Below are 23,565 nucleotides of genomic sequence, written 5' to 3'. Positions count from 1 at the left end.
GGGGACCGCCGAGGCAGCCATGACCCCGGTGGCATCCGAGGGAGATGATCCGTATGGCCTTCTCGGTAACCGGCCAACCGGTACGTGTCGATGCGCGGCTGGACCTGCCACTGTCACGCTGGCTGTGGCTGGTGAAGTGGATTCTGGCGATCCCGCACTGGATCGTCCTGTTCTTCCTCTGGATCGCCTTCGTTCTCCTGAGTGTGGTTGCCTTCTTCGCGATCCTGTTCACCGGCCGCTACCCGCGCCCGATCTTTGACTTCAATCTCGGCGTGCTGCGCTGGTCCTGGCGGGTGTCCTACTACGCCTACGGGGCCCTGGGCACCGACCGGTACCCGCCGTTCACCCTGGCCGAGGAGCCCGACTACCCCGCGCACCTGGACATCGCCTACCCCGAGCAGCTGTCGCGCGGCCTGGTACTCGTCAAGTGGTGGCTGCTGGCGCTGCCGCAGTACGCCCTCGTAGCGATCTTCGTCGGGGGTGGCCGCGAGGCCTGCGCCGGCGGGGGACTGGTCGCCCTGCTGGTGCTGTTCGTCGGGGTTGCCCTGGCCGTGACCGGCCGCTACCCGCTCGGGATCTTCGATCTCGTCGTCGGCCTCGACCGCTGGGTGCTGCGGGTCGTCGCGTATGCGGCGCTGATGACCGACGCCTACCCGCCGTTCCGCCTCGACCAGGGTGGTCCCGAGCCCGGCGGCTTGCCCGACACGGCAGGACCGCGGTAACGGTCGGCGACCGTACCAGCGGGGAACGGAGCCCACTGTGACTGTGTCTCCTCCCGGTACCACCCCGCCGTCTGACCTGCGGCCCCGGGGCCTGGAGGACACCGAGGCCGCCCGGCGGCTGGCGCGGCATGGGCCCAACGCACTCCGGTCCGCGCCCCGGGTGCCGCTGTGGTCGAGAGTGGCCGTCCAGCTGCGCGACCCGCTGATCATGGTCCTGCTGGCGGCCGTCGTGCTCACTCTGGCGATCGGGGACCATCCGGACGCCGTCGTCATCACCCTGGTGATCGTGGTCAACACCACGGTCGGGGTGATCCAGGAGATCCGCGCCGACAATGCGGTCGCGGCTCTGTCGGCCATGACCGCTCCCACCGCGCGGGTCCTGCGTGCCGGAGCGGAACGCGCGGTGCCCTCCGCCGCCGTCGTGCCGGGCGACGTGGTACTGCTCGGCGAGGGCGACATCGTCCCGGCGGACGCGGTGCTCGACCAGGCATCCGCGTTGCTCGTCGACGAGTCGATGCTGACCGGCGAATCCGTTCCGGTCGAGAAGGACGCCCACAGTGCGCAGTCGAACGTCCTGCACGTCCAGGCAGGGACGGTCGTCGTGCGCGGCCGGGCGGTGGCCACCGTCACGGCCACCGGAGCGGACAGTGCCCTCGGCCGCATCGCAGCCCTCCTCCATCCGAGACCTGAACCCACCCCACTGCAACGGCGCCTGGCCGACCTCGGCAAGGTCTTGGCGTTGGTGGCCGTCTGTCTGTGCGTCGTGGTCTTCGTCCTCGGCCTGGCCCAAGGCCAGCCGCCCGCCGTCATGGGGGTGACGGCCATCAGCCTCGCCGTGGCGGCCGTCCCCGAGTCGCTCCCCGCCGTGGTCACCCTGGCACTCGCGCTCGGCGCGCGGCGCATGGCCGCCCGCCACGCCGTCGTCCGCAGGCTGCCCGCCGTGGAGACCCTCGGCTCGGTAACCGTGCTCGCCACCGACAAGACAGGCACCCTCACCGAGGGACGCATGGTCGTCGAACAGCTCTGGACACCCCACGGGGCGGTTACGCTCACCGGCAACGGCTACGAGCCGCTCGGCGAGATCCTGGCCGATGGCCACCTGGCCGGGCCGGCCGAGCTGTACCCCGTCCAGGACCTGCTGGCCGTGGCGGCGCTGTGCAACGACGCCGCGCTACGGCCCCCCGGGGCGGGCACCCACGACGGGGACGGACGGTGGACCGCACTCGGCGACCCGACCGAGGCAGCGTTGCTGGCCGCCGCCGCCAAGGCCGGCTGGGACCACGACCAACTCCTGCGCGAGCGGCCGCGGTGCGGCGAAGTCCCTTTCGACAGCATCCGCAAACGCATGACCACCCTGCACCGCGAGCCGTCGGGCCAGGTCCAGGTCTGCCTGAAGGGCGCTCCTGAAACGGTCCTCGACGCCGCCCTGCTCGACGAGCCACCGGACCTGATCGAACGCGCCCACCGTGAGGCTGCCCGCTTCGCCGCAGACGGCTTCCGGGTCCTCGCCGTCGCCACCGCCTTCCCGAACCGCCGGCACGGGCGGAGGACGCAGAGACCGGGCTACGACTACTGGGCCTGACCGCGATGAGCGACCCACCCAAGCCCGCCGTTCCCGCCACCCTGGCCGCCTGCCACCGGGCCGGCATCAGCACGGTCCTGATCACCGGCGACCACCCCGCCACGGCCCACGCGCTCGCCACCCGGGTCGGCCTGCTGGACGCGGACGCCCCACCCGCCGACGTGGCCATCGGCCCTGCCCTGGCAGCGGGCGCCGTCGCGGACCCGACCACGGTCCGGGTGTTCGCCCGCACCGACCCCCAGCAGAAGCTCGACATCATCCAGGCCTGGCAGCAGCGGGGCGACGTCACCGCCATGACCGGTGACTGGGTCAACGACGGGCCCGCCCTGCGACAGGCCGACATCGGCGTAGCCATGGGACGGCGCGGGACGGAGGTGGCCAGACAGGCCGCCGACCTCGTCCTCGCGGACGACGAGCTGACCAGCGTCGTCGCAGCCGTCGAGGAGGGCCGCCGGGTCTACGACAACATCCGCCGCTTCCTGGTCTACGGACTCGCCGGAGGCGCCGCCGAGATCCTCGTCATGCTCATCGGCCCCGTCGTCGGCCTCGCCCTGCCGCTGCGGGTCGGCCAGATCCTGTGGATCAACCTGCTCACGCACGGCCTGACCGGCGTCGCGACGGGCGCCGAGCCGGTGTCCCCGCACACCATGAGCAGACCCCCGCGTCCGCCGCACGAACACGTGCTCGGCGCCGGACTCTGGCAGCACGTCCTGGTGCTGGGGACAGTGGTGACCGTGGCGAGCCTCGCGGCCGGTATCTGGGCGCACGAGACGGGGCGCCCGTGGCAGAGCGTCCTGTTCGTCGCGCTGCTGGCGGCGCAGCTCGGCGTGGTGCTCGGGCTGCGCGACCGACTGCTCACCCGCGAGAACCTCTTCCTGCCGGCAGCCGTCCTGGCCTCGGCGGGGCTGGCCTGCGCGGCGCTCTACGTGCCCTTCCTCCGCACTGTTCTGGAGACCGAGCCGTTGGCGTGGCCGGACCTCGTCGCAGCCGCCATGGCGGCGCCCATCGGCTTCGTGGCAGCCCGTCTGAGCACGCGATCCGGGCGTCGCGCAGGTCGTACCACCGGTTGAGGTGTTCCACGCAGTTCAGGACGCCCACCGTGGTCACCACCCAGGGGCATCAGGCCAGAGGGACAGCCCGAGGCGCCCGCTCTAGTCTGGGATCTGAGGCAGTGGAAGCCGTGCCACCGGCGAACGGAGCAATGCGGTGGGCTCATCCTTCGAACCGGGCCCCACCGACTCGGCGCAGCCGAGACCCGATGGCTCGCCAACCTCGCGGAGCGGGCGCAGCGCCTCGGCGGGAGCTTCCGGGCCGCTGCGGGACCCGACGGCGGGACCCGGCTGGTGTGGCGGGTACCGCTTCCCCCGCCGGAGCGCCGGACGCGATCGGGCTGATCCGCGCGGAGGGGTAGGGTCGGCAGACGTCGAGATCGAACGTCGACATCGCCGGCTCCTTCCCCGCGGTCTCTCCTCCGCCTGAGTCCGGCGGCCTGGCAAGGACGGCCGGCCCGGAACGAGACTCGCCACTCACTCCCTCGTCCACCACACCCGGCCCGGATGGATCAGGGTCGAACGGCCCCAGATCAGGCCTGAAGGCCCCGGTGCCAGGAACGACGGCGCGAGGGAAAGTGGAAGCACTCGGGCTGTGTCCGGCAGCTCGGGCGACCGCGGCTCCTCGGACGCTGTGGCGGATCCAGCTCGACCCGTCACGAGCGAGGCCGCACTCCGGGCGGGCGCTACCAGGCGCCTGGACAAGAAGAAGGCGAAGATGAAAGCGGCAGTAGGGGACCAGCTGATCATCGAAGGTCCGACCACGGGCACGCCCCGCCGTGACGGCGAGGTCGTCGCCCTGCACCACGAGGACGGAACCCCGCCCTACGACGTCCGATGGTCGGACACCGGCCGGGTCACCCTGGTGTTCCCCGGGCCCGGTGCCCATGTCCACCACTTCGAGCACGCTCATCACCCGCGGACGGGGTCGGCGGCCACCGACGGTTCGTCCCGTGGTAGCGGCTCCGGTTGACGATCGGGACCGCCCTCCTGCCAGCCGACATCCTCCCGAACGGACACATCAGCCCCGGTGACACGGTGACGATCGTCGGCGCCGACCGATCGGACTCGCCGCGATTTCCACCGCCAAGCTCTACAGCCCCGCCCGGATCATCGCCGTCGACCTCGCCGCCGGCCGACTCGACACCGCTCAACGCGCCGGAGCCGACCGTCGCGGCAGACGACCTGAGCAGAGACCGAGCGGCCTGTCGCGCTACTGGTGGCTCGTCAGGTGGTCGATCTCCCACCGCCGGCTGTCGCAGGCGGCGTCCGCCCTGCCTCCAGGACCGGCGCACCTTCCGCGACCCCCAGACCGGGCTCCGGTGGGCGGTCGGCCCCTCCGGTGTCACCCATTTCAGGCACCCGGCCCACAGCGTCGAGGCCACGACTTTAGAACGCACCGCACTGGGCCAGCGCGTCATGCCTTGGCCGTGATGCAGTGCTCGTCTCGGCGCAGAACAACCGAAGGCCATACGGGCAGGCGTCCCGTTCCCGGGCCCAGGGGCAGGCGACATGGGAATAGGGCCGTTCGGCGTGCCCTACGGCCCGAGCGGCCCCCGGTGCGAGGTGACAGAGACGCGCACGCTGGCCAGTGGGCGGGGGACTTCCGCCCAGGACTCACCGGAGGAGGCCCACGTCATGTGCAGGAACTCCCTCCGCCACCTGCGCTCGAGGCCGACAAGATCTGTCGCACCCGCAGCGAGGGACTGCCCGGCCGGGCGGATCTCCCAGAAGTCCGAGGTGCTCGATCTCTCCGGCGACAGGGAGGCCGCTGCCAGTGAACCTGCGGCCGCAGTACTCGGAGGTGGGCACGGTGGTTTGCTCTGACACCCCCGATGGCGATGTCCTGGAGGCACGATCGGCGGATGGCCACGGAGCCGAGGAGTGCACGCGCGAGCAGAGCCTGGACCTGCTCCGGCAGACGGCGATCGGGCGTCTCATCCACACCGATGACGCGCTGCCCGCCGTGACTCCGTCCTGTTACACCCTGGACGGCCTTGGCGAGGTGGTCATCCCCTTGCCTGAAAGCTGGCGGGCAGACGTGATGGACGGGGAGGTGGTCGGGTTCCAGGCGGACAGCTTCGACAAGCGAACGCTTCGAGGGTGGACCGTACTGATCGTCGGCCGCTCCCACCTGGTGACCGACCCCGTCACGGTCGCGGAGCTGCGCCACCGGGGCCCTCTCCGGTGGGGACACCGACCGACCAGGGGCTACTTGACCATCCACCCGGAACTCGTCACCGGCCAACGGTTCGGATCATGACCCCACCGGCACCACTCGGGCACCTGCCCGCCCCGGATGCCGAGGGGCGAGAGCCCGTCGCCCCCGGCACTCCCCAGGGAGGAGGAGCACCATGAGACCCGGACATCTCAGGGCCACGGGCGACGCCACCGGGAGCACCCTCCGACAGCACATCCGGAGGGCAGCAGGCCGGGAGCCGAACCCCCTGAGCCGTCACTGCGATGCTCAACGCAGCCGCCTCGCCATTGCCCTCACACTCGCCCTGTTCGTCGCGTGCGCCCTCGCGCTGCTGACGGCCCTCCTCGTGCTACGAGCCGACCAGCGCCAGGCACGGTACGAGGGACAGCACCGCCACCGGACCACCGCGACCACCGTCACAGCGGCAGTACCGGACGAGCCCGGTGCGCGCACCGGGGCGGATGGCTTCCACGCGCAGGCGGTCTGGCAGTTCCCGGCGGCGGCGCGCGGCACCGGGCCGGTCTCGGTCGGCCCGGACGCCGGCGCAGGAACCGAGGTCGCTATCTGGGTCGATGACCACGGCCGGCCGGTATCCCCACCCCGGCCGGGAACGGAAATCGCCACGACGGCTGTCCTGACCGGGGCCGGAGCCATGGCCGTGCTGTCCGGCGCTGCCCTCACGGGCTACGCGCTCGGGCGCCGCGTGATCGACCGGAGGACCACGGCAGCCTGGGGAGAGGAGTGGGAGGGCGTGGAACCCGGGTGGTCCGGCCGCCCCCGGCGCCGCCCGGAGGTCGGCGACCAGTGAGACCCGCGAGACATCCGGCTCGCCGCCAGGTACGAGACCGGGCCGCTCGTCGGCCCGGGCGCGGCGCCTAGGCGCCGAGAGCGGCCCAGGCGGCCGTACGGGCGATGGCCGGCCCGTCGGCCGTCACGGCGCCAGGCACTGCGCCGGCAGCGGGAACCAGCGCAGGGCCTCGAAATCCTCGGGGAGGCCGCTGGGCCGGCAGTCGACCGTCTCGGGCCGGCCTGCGAGCAGGGTGCGGGCCTCGGCCAGCTGCCGGGCGAGGACCTCCTCGCCCATCATCGCCCGCCCATGCGGCCATCCCAGGCGTCCGTGCTCGTCGTAGCCGACGTCGGCGAGCCGCAGGGGCGGCCCGGCCGCGGCGTTCCGGTGGCGCCACAGCCCGGTGTGCGGGTCGAAGCGGTAGTCGGGCAGCAGCCGGTAACCGCCGTCCGCGAGCAGGTCGACGGCCTCGATGAGGTAGTCCCGCACGGTGTCGGACAGGAAGTAGTGGAAGTTGATCCGGGTCCAGCCGGGCTTGATGCCCTCGCACCTGTGCCCGACGATCTCGTCGCGGAAGGCGTGCGAGTGCGACGCGTCGATCGCGAGCAGGCGGTGGCCGTACGGGCCCGCGCAGGAGCAACCGCCACGGGACTGGATTCCGAAGAGGTCGTTGAGGACGGCGACCACGAAGTTGTGGTGCAGGAACCGGTCGCCGTGGCGGATCCGGAAGGAGACGATGGACAGCCGCCGGGAGTGGTGGCTGCCGAGGACCTCGATGCGCGGGTTCCGCTCCCACCGGTCCAGGGCGGCGTGCCACATGTGCTCCTCGCGGGCCTGGATCAGGTCGGTGCCGACAGCCTGCTTGAGGCCGAAGACCAGGCCGGCGCGGATGGATTCGACGATGGCGGGTGTGCCGCCCTCCTCCCGGGCGACCGGGTCGTCCAGGTACCGGTGGGTGCGGGGGTCGACGAATATCACCGTGCCGCCGCCGGGGACGGTGGGCACCCGGTTGCGGACGAGGTCGCGGTGCACGACCAGCACGCCGGGTGTCTGCGGTCCGCCGGGGAACTTGTGCGGCGACAGGAAGACGGCGTCCTTGTGGTCGTCGCGCCCCGGCGCGCTCTCGCTGACCCGGATCGGCACGTACGGGCCGGCGGCCGCGTAGTCCCAGAACGACAGGGCGCCGTGCTCGTGGAGTGTGCGCGCGACGGCGTCCGCGTCCGTCAGGATGCCGGTCACGTTGGACGCCGCGGAGAAGCTGCCGATGACCAGCGGCCGGTCGGCGAAGTGCCGCAGCCGGGCCCGTAGGTCGGCCAGGTCGATGTGGCCGTCGGCGTCGGCCCCGATCTCGGCGACGTCGGCGATCGTCTCCCGCCAGGGCAGCTCGTTCGAGTGGTGCTCGTAGGGCCCGACGAGCACGGCCGGCCGCTCGGCGGCGGGTATCCGCGCCTGCAGGCCGTACCGGTCGTCGAGGTCGGCGGGCAGGCGCAGGCCGAGGATGCCGACCAGCTTGTTGACGGCGCCGGTGGCCCCCGAGCCGCAGAAGATCACCAGGTGGTCGTCGGTGCCGCCGACGGCGTCCCGGATCACCCGGCGGGCGTCCTCGCGCAACCGGGTCGTCTGCAGGCCGGTGCCGGAGCTCTCGGTGTGGGTGTTGGCGTAGCGGGGGAGGACGGCCGAGCGGATGAAGTCCTCGATGAAGTCGAGCGAGCGTCCGGAGGCGGTGTAGTCGGCGTAGGTGACCCGCCGGGGACCGTAGGGGCCGTCGAGGACCTCGCCCTCGCCGATGACGCCCTCGCGGATCCGCCGCAGCAACGGTGACGTCGGCGCGGACGACACGGTCCGGTTGCCCGATGCGATGGTGGTGGCCACGCCGGCCTCCTTTCAGGGCGGCCGGGACCGGTCGGTGCGGCCGGGGGAAGCCCTGTCCTCTGCCAGCATCCCGCAGCCGATCCCGGCAGGCCAGGGGCCGATGGCCCTATTGCCCCGCCGGCCGCGGGGACGCCCTGCCCGTAGCGGAGCCGGGCGCCCGACAACCCGCCCCGGAGACGGGTGGGACGTGGCCCAGCGGCCCGCCCGGCGCCGGGCCCGGCCTGTCGTGGCCGCGAGGTTCGCGGCCTCCGGCTGAGACGGCGTCACGACTGGGTGAGGTGGTCGACCACGCCGACCACGGCTTCGATATGCCAGATCTGGTGGATCAGCTCCGCGATCTCGGTGATGGGAAGACCGCCGCTGAGGGTCACCACGGCGTTGTCGAAGCGCACCTCGACCGCGCCGGAGGCGATGCCGAGCTGGCGCTCGATGACGCGGGAGGAGGACGGGAGCGGCGACCGGACCGGCGCGAGGCACGGGCCCCGGCGCCTGACGGGTCGCTTCTCGGGATCGGGCCGCAGGATCGGCGCACTCACCGGTGCGCCGACGGTACGCCGACGCACGGAGCCGGGGCCCGGCCGGTGGGTCCGGCCGGGCCCGTCAGTTCGCAGGCGAGGGTGGCGCGGTCCCGGCGGGCCCGGACGAGGCGGCTCCGAGCAGCTCCGTCACACGCGCGCGGAAGATCCGCCAGCGGCGCTCGTTGTCGTGCACGAGGCCTGCCGACTCGCTGAGCAGGTCCGCCGCGCGGGCGACGAGCTCAGCCGCCGAGTAGAGGCGCTTCGGGGCGAGGGCGCCTGCGGCCAGGTCGGCCCGCAGAGCACCGGGACTGAAGTCCACCCGGTCGAGGATCTCCCCGGCGCGGCGCAGCAGCCGACCGGCCCCCTCACTCATGTGCGCGGCCTGCCAGTCGTTGCTGATGATGCGATGCCGCTCACCGAGGAGATCGGCGAACTCCGCGAAATCGAGAAGTGCGGCCGCGGCGTCCCAGGATGCCTGCATCGCCGCAGACAGCCAGTTCGCGACCGCCAGCAGGTCATCAGCACCCGCCGCGAGGTCTCTCCTGAGCCGGCCGATCTCGGCGGGCTCCCCCTCCCCCTCCATGAACAGCACGCCCCGCAGCTGCATCGCGGCGGGCGCGGTGAGGTCCTCGGCACCCTCGAACGGATTCAGGGGTGACGGATCCGAGCGCGGGGCCGTGGACCAGTGATCGGCAAGGGCGAGCAGGGTGCGAGCATCTCGCTGAAGCTCGATGGCCTGTTCCCGGGGTGCTGCGGCGTAGAACTTCTCGTGCTCACGATGGAACCTCGCAAGGTTCGCCATCGTGCTCAGCAGCACTTCCGGAGGCGGCTCGGCGGACTCGATCACACGGCAATCATCACCCGGCCGGAGCCTTCGTGCCCGCGGTCGTGACGCGGAGCGAAAGGTGAGGTCACCTGGCAGGGCACGCCGGCGGAGCGGCTTCCCGATCGAGCGGGCGCCATTGTCACCCTCGCGGCCTCCCTGCTGGGTGCGCGCGGCCCGGCCCGCCGTGCCACGCGCATCAGACCGGCGCTCGCCGTCCGCCTCCCGGACTGACCGCTCGCCCGGCGCCCGGCCGGGTACGCCGCACCTGGGCGGCTCGGTGGCGATCCTCCGCTCGCGCGCCGGCACCCCACCGGCAAGGTCACCGCAGGGGCCGGTCGCGAGGGCGGCGGGCGATCCCCTCGGCCCACTCCTCGATCTCGGCCCAGTCACGGTGATCGCCATACCGGCTGTCCATCAGACGGAACGTCGGCCTGCCACCGGCCAGTGCTCGGGGGCCACCGCTCCGGCGAAGTCGTGGCGGCCGAGCGGACGGCAATGGTGACGTCCAGTCGGCGGGAGTGCGCCCGCTCGCCCGCGAGGCGGCCGGCTCCCCGCCTTCGGCGTCGAGTACGTCGGCGACGGTCACCTGTGCACCCTCATCGGCGATCCGCCGCACGATTGGCCGTGCCGATGCCCGCGCGCCCGCAGGTGACCACGGCGGTCTTCCCGTCCAGACGTCCTGTGCCGTCCTCCTCGCGTGGGCCGATCGCGGACTGCCCTGATGTGGTGGCGCGGCGCGGGCGTCCGGAGCGGCGCGCGCTCCGATCTGCCGGTCGCCCCGGGCGGTCCGGTCCCGCGGACCGGCTTCGCCACCGCACCCACCGGCGCCCGGTGGTCGGGCCACTGGGCGTGTGCCGGGATGCGGCGTCAGACGAGGCTCGCCCCCCAGGCCCTGGCCCGATCGAGTTCCCCGGCGCGCAGGGGGCCTTCGGTGTCCTCGACGATGAAGCCCTCGGGCTCCACCACCACGTCGTAGTGGTGCTGGGAGAGCCGGTGGGCGATCCCGCCGGCTGCGCCGCCGCTCATCCGGGAGTCGGCGCGGGTGTCGAAGGCCGCGGCATGGGTGCCGGGTTCGGTCTTCGGCAGGTCGTGGAACCAGGAGCGCAGCCCCGGGCCCTCGGCTCCCGCCGCGGGCTCGCGCGAGGTCCCGCCCTCGTGCTTGGCCCCGGCGGACTGCGCCATCTTGCGGCTGAGGCCGGAGGACATCCCGTGCATGTGGGTCGGACCGCCGACCACGAGCAGGTCGGCCGCCCGGGTGACGTCCGGCCCCGCCGCGGCGGCCGGGACGCAGCTCACCGACGCCTCGGGCTCGGCCTCGTGGACACCCTCCGCGATCGCCTCGGCGACCTCGCGGGTGTTGCCGTACATGCTCTCGTACACGATCAGTGCCTGCATGGCGTCTCGCCTCTCTCTACTTCCTCACGTACCCGTGCTGCGGGAGTGTCGGCCCGACGATCGGGGGCACGAGAGGCGGACCGCGACACGCTGCCGCGCCGAGGCCCGGCGCACGGCCCTCCTGCTCGCCCCGGACCGCACGATGCCCGTGGCGACGGGACGGGGCTCTTGGACCCGTTCATGGGAGTCCCTTCGGCCGGCGTCGGAGGCGCTCCGGCGCTCCGGCAGAATTGATCACCTTCATCGTCCGCCGCCCGCCGCCCGTGGGGGAGGGCCGGTCGGGCCCGGGGCGGAGGCCGGTCGGCCCTGTGTGTGGGGCGAGGGGCCTCACCGGCCCGGCACCGGCCCGGCGCCGGGCGGGCTCCGGGCGCAGCCGCCGCTCTCGTCGCAGGCACCCGGCGGCCCACCCGGCCACCGGCCGGCTCAGCCCACCGGCACCACCGCGACCGGGCAGTGCGCGTGCTGCACGACCGCCTGGCTCACCGAGCCGAGCCGCCGCATGGGTCCGCGTACCGCTCCGTGGCGCCCGACCACCACCAGCTGATGGGACTCGGAGCGAGCCACCAGCAGTTTCGCCGCGCTGGAGCGCACCGCGGCCTCGGTCACCTCGACCTCGGGGAACTGCTGGCGGCTGCCCGCAAGCGCCTCGGCCAGGAACCGCTCCCGCTCGGCGGCGACGTGATTCTCCTCGTACACCGGAGGGAACGCGTGACCGGGCCCGCTGATCAGGGGATAGCTCCAGGCGTGCACCGCCTGCAGTGGCAGGCTCCTCCTGAGCGCGGCCTCGAAGGCGAAGGCGAGGACGTCGTCGCTGTACTTCTCACCGTCGACTCCCACCAGCACGCCGCCGGCCGCGGCCCGGACGTCCGGCGAGTGGACGACGACGACGGGGCACAGGGCGTGGGAGGACACGGACAGGCTTGTCGAGCCGACCAGCAGCCGGGGGAACCCACCCGAGCCGCGTGTCCCGAGTACCAGGAGGTCCGCCTCGCCCGACACGGCGAGCAGGGCGTCCCGGGCGTAGTCGTCGGCCAGATCGGTGGTGACCGCCAGATCCGGACGGTGCATCCGGGCCTGGTCGCGAGCCGCTTCAAGGGCCTCCTCCCCGGCGTCCCGGGTGCGCCGGGTGTCCTGCCCGGCCGGCGCGTTCAGTGTTTCGCCGAGCCAGGCGTGCAGGATGTGCAGGGGGGCCCGACGCAGGGCAGCCTCCTCCGCGGCCCAGTCGATGGCGTCGTGACTGGCGTCCGTACCGTCGATTCCCACGATGACCGGGTATCTCATGGCCCGCTCCTTCGAAGTCCAGGCTGCCGCGGTCGCTCACCGCGACCAGGAACAGACCGTCCACCGGGGCGCGGCACGCCGGCCCATCCACCCCGGCTCGTGTGATGCGCGAGCAGTTCGAGCTCGGTGGAGGTGGATCTCCATCCGCCGTCCCCCTCCTCTCTCATCGTCCCGCCGGAGCGGCCCGCTGTCCTGGGCTGTCCTCACGATGGGGCAGGGGCGGCAAGAGCAGTGTGAGACCGGGAGGGAGGTGTCGGACACGGCGCACCCTGGGGCGGCAGTCACCGGCAGGCCACCTGGAGGCCGCCACCGAGGGGCCGGGGCGGCGGGAGCCGTCGGTGCCCTCGGTGGCGCGGTGAACACCGGTGCCGACATGCCGACTGCCACAAGCACGACGCCGGCGGATCGGGGCCGACGCGTCACTTCTTGGCGTAGTCCGCGAAGCCCTGCCAGTCGATGACAACGCAGGCCTCGTCGCCCACGACCCAGGCGTCGTGGCCGGGCGGGCAGATCATGAAGTCACCGGGGCCGAACTCCGCCGACTCGCCGTCGTCCATCACGATGTGCATCCGGCCGGAGATCACGTAGCCCATGTGCGAGGCCTGGCAGCTGTCGGTCCCGGCGATGGGCTTGATGTGCTTCGACCACTTCCATCCCGGTTCGAAGGTTCCCCGGCCGACCGCTCCGGCATCCAGGTTGACCAGCTCCACCTTCCCCGCGTCCTGCTCGAAGGGCCGGACCTCCTCGGGTGTGTCGAGGCTCTTGCGTACGAGACCTGACATGGCGTACTCCTCACCGAAACGCCGGGATCTGTCACTCCAGTCTCATCTCCGGAGGGTCGGACCGCGACGTCAGTCGCGACGGGCATACAGCCGGATCTCGTCGGGGGTCCGGGCCGAGGAGCACTTGGCCGCGGGCCGGCGCTCCGGCGGGCGCGGACAAAGGCCAGGATGATCACGGCCCCCCGGCCTACCGGGCGGGACGAATCAGTCCAGAGCGACGACCATCTTTCCCAGCGCCCGGCCGGCCTCCAGCACGCGATGAGCCTCCACGATCTCGTCGAAGCCGAACACCCGCGTGGGTCGGGCCTTCAGGGTGCCGGCCTCGACCTGGGCGTAGATCGCGTCCAGCGGGATGTCCGCGAGCGGGAACGCGGGGCTTCCCAGGACGAAGGCGCTGCCGAAGAAGCTCAGCTGTACTCCGCTGGGCAGGTCGGTGATCGGGTCGAAGTCCGGCACGGGCGCGAAGCCGCCGAGAAAGCCCACTTGGCAGACCCTCCCGCGCGGGCGGACCGAGGCCAGCGAGTCGCGCAGCACGCTGTTGCCGACGACGTCGAGCAGGGCGTCGACGGCGAGGCCCCGGCGTTCGACCTCGGCCGCCAGGTGGCCGCCGTCGATGAGCACGTCGGTGGCTCCGATCTCCTGGAGCAGCGGTACGTGTGCCTCGCTGCGGGTGGTGGCGATCACGCTCGCACCGTGCTGGACGGCCAGGTTGACGGCGGCCTGCCCGAGCGAGGAGGTCGCGCCCCGGACCAGCAGCGTCTCCCCGGGGCGCACGGTCAGGTTGCCGTGCAGGGCGCTGAACGCCGTCGCGTACACCTCGGGCACTGCGGCCAGGTCGGCCCAGGGCAGCTGCGAGCGCACGACCGCCACGTTGGCCGCCGGGACGGTCACGAGCTCCGCGTAGCTGCCGTTGCGGGTCCGCCCCATGCCGCCGAGAATCGCCACCACCCTCGTACCGACGGGGAGTTCGCCCGAAGGGTCGGCCTCGACCAGGCCGGCGCACTCGATCCCCGGAACAGCGGCGACCTGGCCCCAGGCGCCGCTGCGCATGTACGCCTCGGCGTGGTTGAGGCCGAACGCCTTGACCCTGATGAGGATCTCGCCGACGGCGGGGACCGGGTCGGGCAGTTCCGTGACGGTGAGCACCTCGGGGCCGCCGTGGGCGGATATGACGATGGCCTTCATGTCCTACCTCATTCTTGAATGGTTATTCATCTATTGGGCCGACGAAAGGGCCACCGTGTGGTGGCCCGTGTGCCGCGCCGTCAGGAGAGGGCGGCGAAGGCGTTGTCGACGATCGCCCGCAGGAGCGCCTCGTCGGGATTCGCCTTACCCACGACCATCAGACCCTGGCAGGTCGCGACCAGCAGCTTGGCGCTGCCGCCCGCATCGAGGGATTCGCGCACCTCGCCGCGGCGGGCCGCGTTCTCCAGTGCGTGGGTCATGCACCGCTCCAGGCGCGCGAGGTGGCCGCGCACCACCGCCGCCGCCTCGTCGTCCTCGGCCGCCTTCTCGATCGCGGTGTTGACCAGGAGGCATCCCTGCCGCCCTTCCGGGCTCAGCAGGTCGCGCACGAGTCCGTCGAAGTAGCCACGGACCTCCGCCACCGAGGCGTTCGGGGCCCCCAGTTCGCCCAGCTTCTGGGGGACGACCAGCTTGGAGTAGCGCTCCAGCGACTTCACGAAGAGCGCGTGCTTGCCACCGGGGAATGCGCTGTAGATGCTGCCGGGCTTGACGCCGGTGGCCTTCACCAGGTCCTCGATGGACGTGGCCCGGTATCCGCGCTCCCAGAACCGCAGCATCGCCTGGTCGAGCACGGTGTCGGGGTCGAACTCGCGGGGTCTGGGCATGGAGCGAACATACATGAGCGACCATTCAAGAACAACGCCCGTCCGTCCATGGCCCGCGCGTGGGTGCGAGACGCCGTACGCCGCCTGGTTCCTACCCCGGGTACGGCTCCGGCCGAGGACGGGTCGTCGCCGTGCTCGGACGGTCGGCCCCGGTCGGGTTGGAGGTGCCGGGCGGTGTCGGCGGGCGCATCCTCCGGCCGGGGGGAGTCGGCCACCTGTATCGGTGGTGGCAGGGGGTGGCCGGTGACACCCCGGACGGATGGCGGGGCCGATCGCCGAACGGATCCGGTCAGCCCAGGCTCCAGCGGTCGCCGGGCTTCGTGGGCAGGGGGTCGGCGAGGTAGTGCTGGATGGTGGGGGCGAGGAGGTCGGTGACGGTGTCGGCGGGGAGGGTGGCGATGTCGCCGACCTGCCAGATGTAGCGGTTCATGACCATGCCGACGATCTGGGTGGCGATGAGGCTGGCGCGCAGGGTGCGTTCGGTGTCGGGCAGGCCGTGGGAGACGACGGCCAGGACGAGTTCGGAGAACAACTGCCGCAGACGCTGCATGGCGGCGGGTTCCTGGGAGGCGGTGAGGATGATGGAGCGCAGGATCTCGGCGGAGGCCGGGTCCTCCCACAGGCGGAGATTGGCCTGGACGAACGCGCGCCCGCGCTGGTGCACGGGCTGTTCGGCGGCGGCGGCCACGGCCGCGCCGAACGCCTCGGGGGGTTGCATGACCGCTTCCAGCAGCCCGGTCTTGGTGCGGAAGTAGTAGTGCACCAGGCCGGGGTCGACACCGGCGTCCTGGGCGACCGCCCGGAGTGAGGTCGCAGCGTAGCCGCGGGTGGCGAACGATCTGCGGGCCGCGGCGATGATCTTGTCCGCCTGTTCTCCGCGTTCCCCTCGCGGGCCTCGCCCAGTCACGCCACATCACCTTCCGCAACGGTCCGAAGAGGGACTCCCTTGCCGTCCCCGGGAGTTTCATCATGCGCTGAAACTAGTTTCCACATGTGAGGAAATTAGGAGTTGATCATGCGCATGCTCAAAGATGAGTGGATCACGGCGTCCGACGGCGCCCGGATCTGCGCCGATGTGTACCTGCCGGACGGGGACGGCCCGTTCCCGGCGCTGTATGCGGTGGCGCCGTACCAGAAGGACCTGGTGTACCTGCCGGCGGTGTCGATCCGGTTCATCGAGACCGGCCCGCTCGACTACTGGACGGGCCACGGCTATGCGCTCGTGGTCGCCGACCAGCGCGGCACCGGCAGGTCCGAGGGGGACTTCGCGCTGTTCGGGCCCGCCGAGCAGCGCGACCTCTACGACACCATCGAGTGGATCGCCTCTCGTCCCTGGTCCACCCAGAAGGTCTCGATGATCGGGGAGAGCGCCTACAGCGTGAACCAGTGGCTGGCTGCCGCGCAGCGCCCGCCGCACCTGACCTGCGCGCTGGTCTACAACGGGTTCACCGACCTCTACCACGACGCGGTCTACCACGGCGGGGTCTACTCCATGGGCTTCGTCACCTTCTGGTCGACCGACCACCTCCGTGCCGCCGCCGCCATCGGCGGCGGCACCCCGCCCCGGCCCGGCGGCATCACCGCCGACATCATCGGCATGAGCCTGGACCGGCCCGTCTTCGACGACTGGTGGGACCAGCGAGCGGTGAAGGTGGAGGACATCGACGTCCCGGTGCTCAACATCGCCTGGTGGTACAGCGTCGGACTGCACCTGCGCGGTCAGCTCGACGGCTAGGAACGGCTCAAGGGGACCGACAAGCGCCTGGTCGTGCTCGCCGGCACCGACAGCCACGAGCGCTACTACCAACCCGAGTTCCTCGACACCTACATCCGCCCCTGGTACGACCACTGGCTCAAGGGCATCGACAACGGTGTCATGGACGGCCCGCCGGTCCGTATCCAGGTCGGCAACGCAGGGAGCCGGCTGCGGGAGGAATCCGAATGGCCACTGCGGCGAGCCGTGCCGACCACGTTCTACCTGAACCCCGAACCCGCGCACGCCGTCCACTCACTCAATGACGGCAGCCTCACCACCGCCCCGCCCAGCCGGCCGGAGAGCCGACCGGCTACGACTACCCCAACCCCGAGTGGACGGTGGGCACCACCGTCATCACCGACGGCATCCCGCAACCCACCCGCGGGATGCTCACCTTCACCACTCCGCCCCTAGAACACGACATCGAGGTCACCGGGAAGATCACCCTGGTGCTGTACGCGGAGTCCGACCGGACCGACACGGATTTCCACGTCAAGATCTCCGAGCAGAAGGCCGTTGCGAAGCTCAAGCAGACCCTCATGCGCAAGGTCGCCAAGAACGTGCCGCGGCCCTCCGCGATGGTCACCCGCGGCTGGCTGAAGGCCTCCCACCGCACCCACCCGACCCAGCCGATCGAGCCGGGGACCGTCGTCCGCTACGAGATCGAGTTCTGGCCGACGTCCCATCTCTTCCCCAAGGGCAGCCGCATCCGCCTGGAGATCGCCAACGGGGACTCCGCGGTCGCCGACGGCCTGCTCCACCACTACTACGGCCACCAGGTGGGCCGCGACCTCGTCCACCACGACGGCGACCACCCCTCCCACCTCATCCTGCCCGTCATCCGCTGACCCCCGACTCTTCCAACGGAGCAGCCATCATGGCCACCGCATCGCCCTCACCGAGACCATCCACCCCTCGCCCCGCCGGCGCCCCGACCTGGCCGGTGCGCTCCGCTGCCATCTGCGTCGGCCTCCTCGCGAATCTCCTGTACATGATCGTCCTCACCGACATCGCCGGGTTCGACCTGAAGACGCCCGCGGTGTTCGGCCTGCCGGCCCAGTCCGTCCTGATCAGCCTGGTGAGCGCCTCCTCCATCGTCCCGACCCTGCTCGGCTGGGCCCTGCTGGAGCTGCTGGAACGATTCGTCCCACGCCGGGCCACCGTCATCTGGACCGTGCTCGCGGTCCTGACGCTCGTCGGCAGCCTTCCCTACAACGGGACGGGAATCAGCACGACCGACCAGCTCCTGCTGGCCCTGATGCACCTGATCGTCGGGGCGGTCGTGATCCCCACCTTCGTGATCACGTCACTGCGCCGTTCCTGACGCCCGGCCCAGGCCGTCCGAGGAGCCCGTGGCCCGCCACGCCCCGGCTCATCCCCGCCCGCCTCCGCGGGTCGCCGCACCCGCCCCCGGTCGCCGGCGGCACATCAGGAGCGCCCCGCCGCCTCCCCGCCCTCGCCGCCCCGTCGGTACTGTGGGGTCCCTGGGCGGCGAGCGGCAGGGGTGGGCATGACGGGGTCGGGAACGGGTGCGGGCGGGCTGCGGCGCACGCCGCTCGCCGCGCTCCGGGCGCGGCTGCTGGCGGAGATCAACGCCACCGTCCACGGGCCGGACCTGCACCTGGAGCGCTACGACCGCCCGGCCGGGGACCCCGGTCTGTTCGGCCCGGACAGCGTGGTGTGGCGGGTGCACGGACACCCGGCCGGGATGCTGGCGGGTGGATTCGCGGCACTGCTGCTGCAGTCCCTGCACCCGCTGGCGATGGCCGCGGTCGACGCGCACTCCGACTTCCGGGTCGACCCGACCGGGCGGCTCAACCGGACGGCCCGCTTCGTCACCACCACCACGCTCGGCTCGACGGCCGCGGCCGAGCGAGCGATCGCGAGTGTACGCAGGATCCACCCGCGGATCCGCGGAATCGCACCGGACGGCCGCCCCTACCGCGCCGACGACCCCGAGCTGCTCACCTGGGTGCACGTCGCCGAGGTCCACTGCTTCCTGACCGGTTACCAGACCTTCTCCGCCATCCCGCTGACCGCCGCCGAGTGCGACGGCTACTACGCGGAGGCGGCCCGCGTCGCCGAACGGCTGGGCGCCACTGCCGTGCCCCGGTCCCGCGCCGAGGTGGCGGCCTACCTCGCCCGGATCCGGCCCGAGCTGCGGATCACGCCGCCCGCCCTGGAAGTGCTCCGGCTGCTTCGCGGCTTCGGCCGCAGCCGTCGCGAGCGTCTTGCCGTACGGGTGCTGACGAACGCCTCGATCGGCCTCCTTCCGGACTGGGGCAGGGCCGAACTCGCAGTACGCCGGCCCTGGTTGGTCCGCGCGGGCTGGGACCGCCCGCTGGCGCGGACCGGTGGCCGGGTCATGGTGTGGGCCTGCGGCCCCTCCCAGATCCGCGCCGCCGCGTACGCGCGCGCCACCACGACGACCAGCGCCACCGCCGAACCACCGGAGACCGGTTGAGGATGGGGTGAGCGAGCCACGGCGGTCACGAGGGGGACCTGGGCGGCGGACTCGTCACGGCATCGGCGCCCGAAGGCGCCCTCTTCTCCCAGCGCGGTCTCCAGCGCCTCGCGGTCGAAGGCCGGTATGCCGAAGAGCAGCCCGCCGACGGACCGCGGTCGTCCGGCGATGTGTGTCACGGCCTGGTCACAGGCCTGTCGTCGCGCCGCACCAGCCGCTGCCCGTGCCCCGTGAAGCGCAGGTCGGAGGGTGTTTCCTCACGTAAGTTGATGCGTTGTCGGGCGAAGAACTCTGAGGGGGGTCGGCAATGCCTGGTGGTACCGGGTACATGGTCCAGAGCGTGGGTGCGCAGGAGCAGGCGAAGGCGCTGGACAGGGCGGCGGAGGGGGTCGGCGGGATCAGGGCGGCGGTGGCTGACCCGGTCTGCTACGCCGTGGACGTGTTCGGTGGTGGTGACTCCGGAGCCGCGTACACCGGGTTCGCCGCCGCGTGGCAGTCCGAGACCAGCACGCTGCAGGGCGCGCTGAGCGAACTCGCCGGCAAGGTCCGTACCTCGACAGCGGGTTACCAGTCCGCGGACCAAGGGGTGGTGGCCGACCTGTCGGCCGCGGCCGCCGGCGAGCACCGCCCGTTCGGCTGAGCCGGACCACGACGGGCCACGACACCGGACATCGACGGGGAGCAGGACGTATGGCGGGCGGGTCGACCACCCAGCGGCGCAGTGAACTCGCGGAGCGGGTGCGCACCATAGGCGGGGCGGGCAGCAAGAACGAGTTGATCTCCGAGATCAGGAAGGCCCTGGCGGTGCAGGCCCCGGTCGGGGAGCCCGCCACGATAGAGGCGGCCGGACAGCGCTACATCCGGGAGGCCGCGAACTCGGAGGACGTGCACGGCCGCGTCACCCAGGTCGCCCAGCAGGGGCTGCCGGACGTCTGGACCGGCTCGACCGGGGCGAAGGCGAGCGAGGTGGTGGGCGCGGCGGCCCGCGCGGTGGACCAGCTGACCACCGCCCTCCACCAGGGCGGTCGCGCGCTGCTGGTACTCGCCGACGCACTGCAGTCGGCCCAGCAGTTGGACCGTTCCGGTCGTCCGGCGCTCGAACACGCCCTGAAGATCCTGGGCGACAAGGACGGCTGGTTCGACGACCTGGTGGAGAAGGACGCCGAGGAGGCGCAGCGCAAGGAGGCGCAGGGGCACGCCAACATCGGCGTGAAATCCCTGCTCCAGGCGGCGGAGGAGGCGGACGACGCGGCCCGCGCGGCGGCGCGGGACCTGAACAAGCTTGCATCCGAGGCCCGTGCGGGCAAGATCAGCACGCACGAACTCTCGGACGCGGACAAGCTGGTGCTGGCGGACGCGTCCGGCCCGGACGGGCCGACGGAGCTCAACGAGCTGCTGTCGGCCAACGACCTGAAGAGGTCGGGCGAGTTCCTGGAGAAGATGAACGAGAAGGACCGTGCGGAGTTCGAGAAGCTGCTGGCCGACTCCAAGTCGCCGCAGGAGCGGGCGTACCTGATGAAGGCGCTGGCGGCCGGGCACGACATGGACCAGATCCGGGCGTTCCAGGGCAAGATCCACGGCAAGGACCCGCAGTGGCTGCGCGAGCACCTGACCCCGGTCCGCACCGAGGACGACGACAACTCCAGCGGCGGCAGCAACGACAACGGCTCGAACAAGAACACGGACGGCGTCTGGTTCGGCCCCGCGGCCTGGTCGCAGACCGACGGCACCTGTGTGGCGACCTCCACCGTCGTCGCGCGGGCGATCGTGGACCCGGTCTACGCCCTGGAACTGACCGGTGGTGCATCGGGCAGCGACGACGATCCGGAGGCGTTCCGGCGCCGTCTGCTGGACGAGCAGCACCGTGTCCACACCGATGGCAAGGGCGGGGACAACTGGTACGGCATGGGGGTGGATGGCCAGAAGGCGGTCGCCGCGAAGGAGATCAGCGCCCACACGGGTGCGAAGTACGACTACCGGAACCTGGGCAAGGCGGACGACAAGAGGGCGGTCCTGCCGGGCATCGACAAGGCCGTGGCCGAGGGCAAGCCGGTGCCCGTGGTCGTCGACGGACACGATGAGAAGGGCAAGCCCACCTCACATCAGATGATGATCATTGGACAGGAGGGCGGCATGCTGCAGATCTACAACCCCTGGGGCACCACCACCTGGGTCAGCGAGGACGACTTCGTCAACGGTCGGATGGACAAGGCCTCCGACAACCGGTTGCCGAACGTCTCCGCCGTCCAGCTCCCGGAGTGAGGCAGCAGATGGGAGTTCATACGCTCGGCCGGGCCGCGGTGGCGGCCGCCCTTGTCGTGCTCGTGGCCGCCTGCGGCGGTCAGCCGGAGCAGTCCGAGAAGGGCAAGGTCTTCGCCGCCGACCAGACCTCCATCGAGGTGGGCAAGGGGAAGCCGTTCTCGATCCGGGTGGCCGAGAATCCCTCGACGGGCTACTGGTGGACGGTGGGGGACCCCCAGCCGGATACGGCTGTCGTGCGCCTGACGAAGAAGTCGTACCTGGCTGACCCGGGAAGCGAGGACATGGTCGGGGCCGGAGGGTCCGGCTACTTCACATTCCGGGCACAAGGCCCGGGGCAGACCTGGATCGTCCTGCGGAAATGCCCTCCGAACACCTGCAACGGCGCGAGCATCGCCGCGGGGAAGGAGAAGAGCGTGGAGTGGTTCACCTACTCGCTCACGGTCCGATGACACCCGGCCCGGTCCAATTCCCTGCAACCCCGGAGAACGAGGCACCGTGAACACCTACCAGCAGTGCACCGACGGCGAGCTGTCCGCGCTCGACGTCCCCACCCTGATCCGCTACGGCATCGCGATGGGCGGCGCCCACCGGGCGGTGCTCTTCGGCGAAGGCGCGGTCGCCGCCGGACTGGCCGCCGACCGGCTCGGCGTCATCCCCCGCTCGCTCGGCTTCCTCGCCGAGGTGGTGCGCAGCGGCGGCACCCGCTACGCGGCCGACCTGCCCGAGCCGCTGCCCGGTGCCGCCCCGGCCGGGCTGGCCCGGGAATGGCTGGCCACCGCCGCAGCCGTGGTGCAGAACGTCGACGGGGACGAGACGCTGGCGCGCTGGCTGGAGGCCGTCGCCGCGATCCTCGCGCTGCGCCGTAGCGTGGACTGAGGCCGCGCAGGCGGCGGCGCGCTGAACCCGTGGTGCGCACAAGCTCAGGCCCACTGTCGGGCGGCCGCCGCCCCCGGCGCGGATGGCCGCGGAGGAAGGTCCGGTCGGGGCCCAGCCGGGGAATGGCCTTGACTCTCCAGTGACTGGAGACTGCAGGGTGGGGGAGGCGTGGAGCGACAGTCCCGGTCCGGTGGTGCGGTGTGTGCCGCCGGACGGCAGCCGTGTGAGGAGCGTCGCGTGGCCTATCGGCGGACGCGCGAAGTTCAAGGAGCGCACAGCCAGGTCCGCTTGGGTTTGGCCTCCGCCGATGGCCGTGCGGCACGCTGCTTCCGTCCAGTCGCCGAGTGCTGCGTCGTTCAGTCCTCTGCGGGGGCTGCTGGACCTCCGGCCGAAAGCGCGACGCTCTCGCCCGCCTCCTTCCGCGTCCTCGTCTGCGACGAGGCCCACCGGCCTCCTGGGAGGGCTTCGAGTACTGGCGCTACCCGTGGGACGGATCGCCGGAGTACCGGCGCAGGGTCACGGTGGCGATGTCCAGGAAGTCGGGTACGGGGCCCGCGCAGCCGTTCACCGGTACCGCGAGGCAGGTCTCGACGGGCGGGGCGTCGGAGACGGTCACGTGGACGAGGTCGGGGCGGGAGTACGAGCCCGCGACGCTCAGGGGGACCAACGCGATGCCCTGCCCGGAGGCGATGAGCTCGAACTTCTCCTCCAAGGAGGACGTCCGCCGCGTCCTGGCGTCGAGGATCGGCTCGCCGTCGAGGTCGGCGGAGGTGAGCGAGTCACGGCTGGCCAGCGGATGCGTCACGGGCAGGCACGCGACCTTGCGCTCGTGACCGATGGGGATGGTGCGCAGCCCCGAGTCGTCGAAGGGCCGCCGCAGGAATCCGAGGTGCGCGCGGCCGTCGCGCAGCGGCGCATCCTGTTCCCACCAGCGCAGCGGGAGGACGTCGACCCCGACCTCCGGGTGGCTCGCCGCGAACGCCCGGATCGCGTGCGACACGTGCAGGCCGGGTGAGAAGGCGATGACGAGCCGCCGCTCGCCCCGCTCGGCCTCGTGCACGCGTCGCAGGGCCGTGTCCACCACTGTGGTGATCCTGCGCGCCTCGTCGTACAGCTGCCGTCCGGCGGGGGTCAGTTCGACGCTGCGCGTGGTCCGGGTGAGCAGCCGGCATCCCAGCTCCTGCTCGAACGCGCGGATCTGCCGGCTCAGGACCGGCTGTGCGATGAAGAGCGCCTGCGCCGCGCGGCCGAAGTGCCGGTGTTCGGCCACCGCGACGAAGTAGCGGAGCCTGCGCAGATCCAGATCCATGTCCGCACCGTATCAATGCGCTCGGAAGGGTATT

At 72.0% G+C, this 23,565-nt stretch carries 25 protein-coding genes and 1 pseudogene; 16 read left to right on the top strand and 10 right to left on the bottom strand.

All coding sequences use genetic code 11. The features are described 5' to 3' along the window. The first annotated feature begins 53 nt into the window (after positions 1 to 53). The 7 genes and pseudogenes from ACIBH3_RS13820 (at position 54) to ACIBH3_RS13790 (ending at position 6,361) form a co-directional block, all read left to right on the top strand. Positions 54 to 722, top strand: a complete 669-nt coding sequence (locus ACIBH3_RS13820; RefSeq protein ID WP_396312147.1) for a DUF4389 domain-containing protein — start codon at positions 54 to 56, stop codon at positions 720 to 722. A 37-nt stretch (positions 723 to 759) separates the two neighbouring features. Next, positions 760 to 2,304 carry a cation-translocating P-type ATPase gene (locus tag ACIBH3_RS13815; RefSeq protein WP_396312146.1) on the top strand — a complete coding sequence of 515 codons (1,545 nt, stop codon included), beginning with the start codon at positions 760 to 762 and terminating at the stop codon, positions 2,302 to 2,304. Then, a complete protein-coding gene (locus tag ACIBH3_RS13810) occupies positions 2,295 to 3,374 on the top strand; it encodes an HAD-IC family P-type ATPase (protein ID WP_396312342.1) in 1,080 nt (359 codons plus the stop codon). The genes ACIBH3_RS13815 and ACIBH3_RS13810 overlap by 10 nt, the downstream gene beginning before the upstream one ends. Positions 3,375 to 4,071: 697 nt before the next feature. Next, positions 4,072 to 4,326, top strand: a complete 255-nt coding sequence (locus tag ACIBH3_RS13805) for a DUF1918 domain-containing protein (protein ID WP_396312145.1) — start codon at positions 4,072 to 4,074, stop codon at positions 4,324 to 4,326. Positions 4,327 to 4,337: 11 nt separating this feature from the next. Further along, positions 4,338 to 4,522: pseudogene (locus ACIBH3_RS13800) on the top strand (alcohol dehydrogenase); the annotation flags it as partial. Between the two features lie 608 nt (positions 4,523 to 5,130). Continuing rightward, entirely contained in the window at positions 5,131 to 5,616 is a 486-nt protein-coding gene (locus ACIBH3_RS13795; RefSeq protein WP_396312144.1) for a pyridoxamine 5'-phosphate oxidase family protein, read from the top strand. A 91-nt stretch (positions 5,617 to 5,707) separates the two neighbouring features. After that, positions 5,708 to 6,361 (top strand): hypothetical protein, encoded by a 654-nt coding sequence (locus tag ACIBH3_RS13790; protein ID WP_396312143.1) that lies wholly within the window; start codon positions 5,708 to 5,710, stop codon positions 6,359 to 6,361. 123 nt (positions 6,362 to 6,484) lie between these two features. Here ACIBH3_RS13790 and ACIBH3_RS13785 read toward each other — a convergent pair whose 3' ends face one another. The 9 genes from ACIBH3_RS13785 to ACIBH3_RS13745 form a co-directional block, all read right to left on the bottom strand. After that, positions 6,485 to 8,212, bottom strand: a complete 1,728-nt coding sequence (locus tag ACIBH3_RS13785; RefSeq protein WP_396312142.1) for an aminotransferase class V-fold PLP-dependent enzyme — start codon at positions 8,210 to 8,212, stop codon at positions 6,485 to 6,487. 263 nt (positions 8,213 to 8,475) lie between these two features. After that, complete coding sequence (locus ACIBH3_RS13780; protein WP_396312141.1) at positions 8,476 to 8,748, bottom strand: BON domain-containing protein; 273 nt, start codon at positions 8,746 to 8,748, stop codon at positions 8,476 to 8,478. Between the two features lie 64 nt (positions 8,749 to 8,812). Next, entirely contained in the window at positions 8,813 to 9,577 is a 765-nt protein-coding gene (locus tag ACIBH3_RS13775) for a hypothetical protein (RefSeq protein ID WP_396312140.1), read from the bottom strand. Positions 9,578 to 10,423: 846 nt separating this feature from the next. Beyond that, positions 10,424 to 10,951 (bottom strand): flavodoxin family protein, encoded by a 528-nt coding sequence (locus ACIBH3_RS13770; RefSeq protein ID WP_396312139.1) that lies wholly within the window; start codon positions 10,949 to 10,951, stop codon positions 10,424 to 10,426. Positions 10,952 to 11,374: 423 nt separating this feature from the next. After that, positions 11,375 to 12,232 carry a universal stress protein gene (locus tag ACIBH3_RS13765; protein WP_396312138.1) on the bottom strand — a complete coding sequence of 286 codons (858 nt, stop codon included), beginning with the start codon at positions 12,230 to 12,232 and terminating at the stop codon, positions 11,375 to 11,377. A 419-nt stretch (positions 12,233 to 12,651) separates the two neighbouring features. Further along, positions 12,652 to 13,014, bottom strand: coding sequence for a cupin domain-containing protein (locus tag ACIBH3_RS13760; RefSeq protein ID WP_396312137.1), 363 nt, complete (start codon positions 13,012 to 13,014; stop codon positions 12,652 to 12,654). 204 nt (positions 13,015 to 13,218) lie between these two features. Further along, positions 13,219 to 14,199: a zinc-binding dehydrogenase gene (locus ACIBH3_RS13755; RefSeq protein ID WP_396312136.1), complete on the bottom strand. Its 981-nt coding sequence runs from the start codon at positions 14,197 to 14,199 to the stop codon at positions 13,219 to 13,221. A gap of 80 nt (positions 14,200 to 14,279) precedes the next feature. Further along, complete coding sequence (locus tag ACIBH3_RS13750) at positions 14,280 to 14,864, bottom strand: TetR/AcrR family transcriptional regulator (protein ID WP_396312135.1); 585 nt, start codon at positions 14,862 to 14,864, stop codon at positions 14,280 to 14,282. Positions 14,865 to 15,153: 289 nt separating this feature from the next. Continuing rightward, positions 15,154 to 15,771 carry a TetR family transcriptional regulator gene (locus ACIBH3_RS13745; protein WP_396312134.1) on the bottom strand — a complete coding sequence of 206 codons (618 nt, stop codon included), beginning with the start codon at positions 15,769 to 15,771 and terminating at the stop codon, positions 15,154 to 15,156. Positions 15,772 to 15,879: 108 nt separating this feature from the next. Between ACIBH3_RS13745 and ACIBH3_RS13740 the strand changes: the two genes are divergently transcribed. From ACIBH3_RS13740 to ACIBH3_RS13700, 9 genes are all read left to right on the top strand, one after another. Further along, positions 15,880 to 16,599, top strand: coding sequence for a CocE/NonD family hydrolase (locus tag ACIBH3_RS13740; RefSeq protein WP_396312133.1), 720 nt, complete (start codon positions 15,880 to 15,882; stop codon positions 16,597 to 16,599). Positions 16,600 to 16,740: 141 nt separating this feature from the next. After that, positions 16,741 to 17,034 (top strand): CocE/NonD family hydrolase C-terminal non-catalytic domain-containing protein, encoded by a 294-nt coding sequence (locus ACIBH3_RS13735; protein ID WP_396312341.1) that lies wholly within the window; start codon positions 16,741 to 16,743, stop codon positions 17,032 to 17,034. After that, entirely contained in the window at positions 16,959 to 17,468 is a 510-nt protein-coding gene (locus tag ACIBH3_RS13730) for a CocE/NonD family hydrolase C-terminal non-catalytic domain-containing protein (protein WP_396312132.1), read from the top strand. The genes ACIBH3_RS13735 and ACIBH3_RS13730 overlap by 76 nt, the downstream gene beginning before the upstream one ends. A 29-nt stretch (positions 17,469 to 17,497) precedes the next feature. Beyond that, a complete protein-coding gene (locus ACIBH3_RS13725; RefSeq protein ID WP_396312131.1) occupies positions 17,498 to 17,944 on the top strand; it encodes a DUF6069 family protein in 447 nt (148 codons plus the stop codon). Positions 17,945 to 18,130: 186 nt separating this feature from the next. After that, positions 18,131 to 19,084: an oxygenase MpaB family protein gene (locus ACIBH3_RS13720; RefSeq protein ID WP_396312130.1), complete on the top strand. Its 954-nt coding sequence runs from the start codon at positions 18,131 to 18,133 to the stop codon at positions 19,082 to 19,084. 307 nt (positions 19,085 to 19,391) lie between these two features. Then, entirely contained in the window at positions 19,392 to 19,724 is a 333-nt protein-coding gene (locus tag ACIBH3_RS13715) for a hypothetical protein (RefSeq protein WP_396312129.1), read from the top strand. A 50-nt stretch (positions 19,725 to 19,774) separates the two neighbouring features. After that, the gene (locus ACIBH3_RS13710) at positions 19,775 to 21,346 is read left to right on the top strand and encodes a WXG100 family type VII secretion target (RefSeq protein ID WP_396312128.1); all 1,572 of its coding nucleotides are present in this window, start codon (positions 19,775 to 19,777) and stop codon (positions 21,344 to 21,346) included. Positions 21,347 to 21,354: 8 nt separating this feature from the next. Continuing rightward, positions 21,355 to 21,795 (top strand): protease inhibitor I42 family protein, encoded by a 441-nt coding sequence (locus ACIBH3_RS13705; RefSeq protein ID WP_396312127.1) that lies wholly within the window; start codon positions 21,355 to 21,357, stop codon positions 21,793 to 21,795. A gap of 46 nt (positions 21,796 to 21,841) precedes the next feature. Beyond that, complete coding sequence (locus tag ACIBH3_RS13700) at positions 21,842 to 22,222, top strand: hypothetical protein (protein WP_396312126.1); 381 nt, start codon at positions 21,842 to 21,844, stop codon at positions 22,220 to 22,222. Between the two features lie 478 nt (positions 22,223 to 22,700). Here the strand turns inward: ACIBH3_RS13700 and ACIBH3_RS13695 are convergent, their stop codons facing one another. Continuing rightward, a complete protein-coding gene (locus tag ACIBH3_RS13695; RefSeq protein WP_396312125.1) occupies positions 22,701 to 23,531 on the bottom strand; it encodes a LysR family transcriptional regulator in 831 nt (276 codons plus the stop codon). Between the last annotated feature and the right edge of the window lie 34 nt (positions 23,532 to 23,565).

Origin of the sequence: Kitasatospora sp. NPDC050543, from assembly GCF_044457565.1 — a bacterium.
GTDB lineage: Bacteria > Actinomycetota > Actinomycetes > Streptomycetales > Streptomycetaceae > Kitasatospora.
The sequence above is the reverse complement of the archived record's forward strand: the minus strand, read 5'-3'. Positions and strand labels throughout refer to the sequence as shown.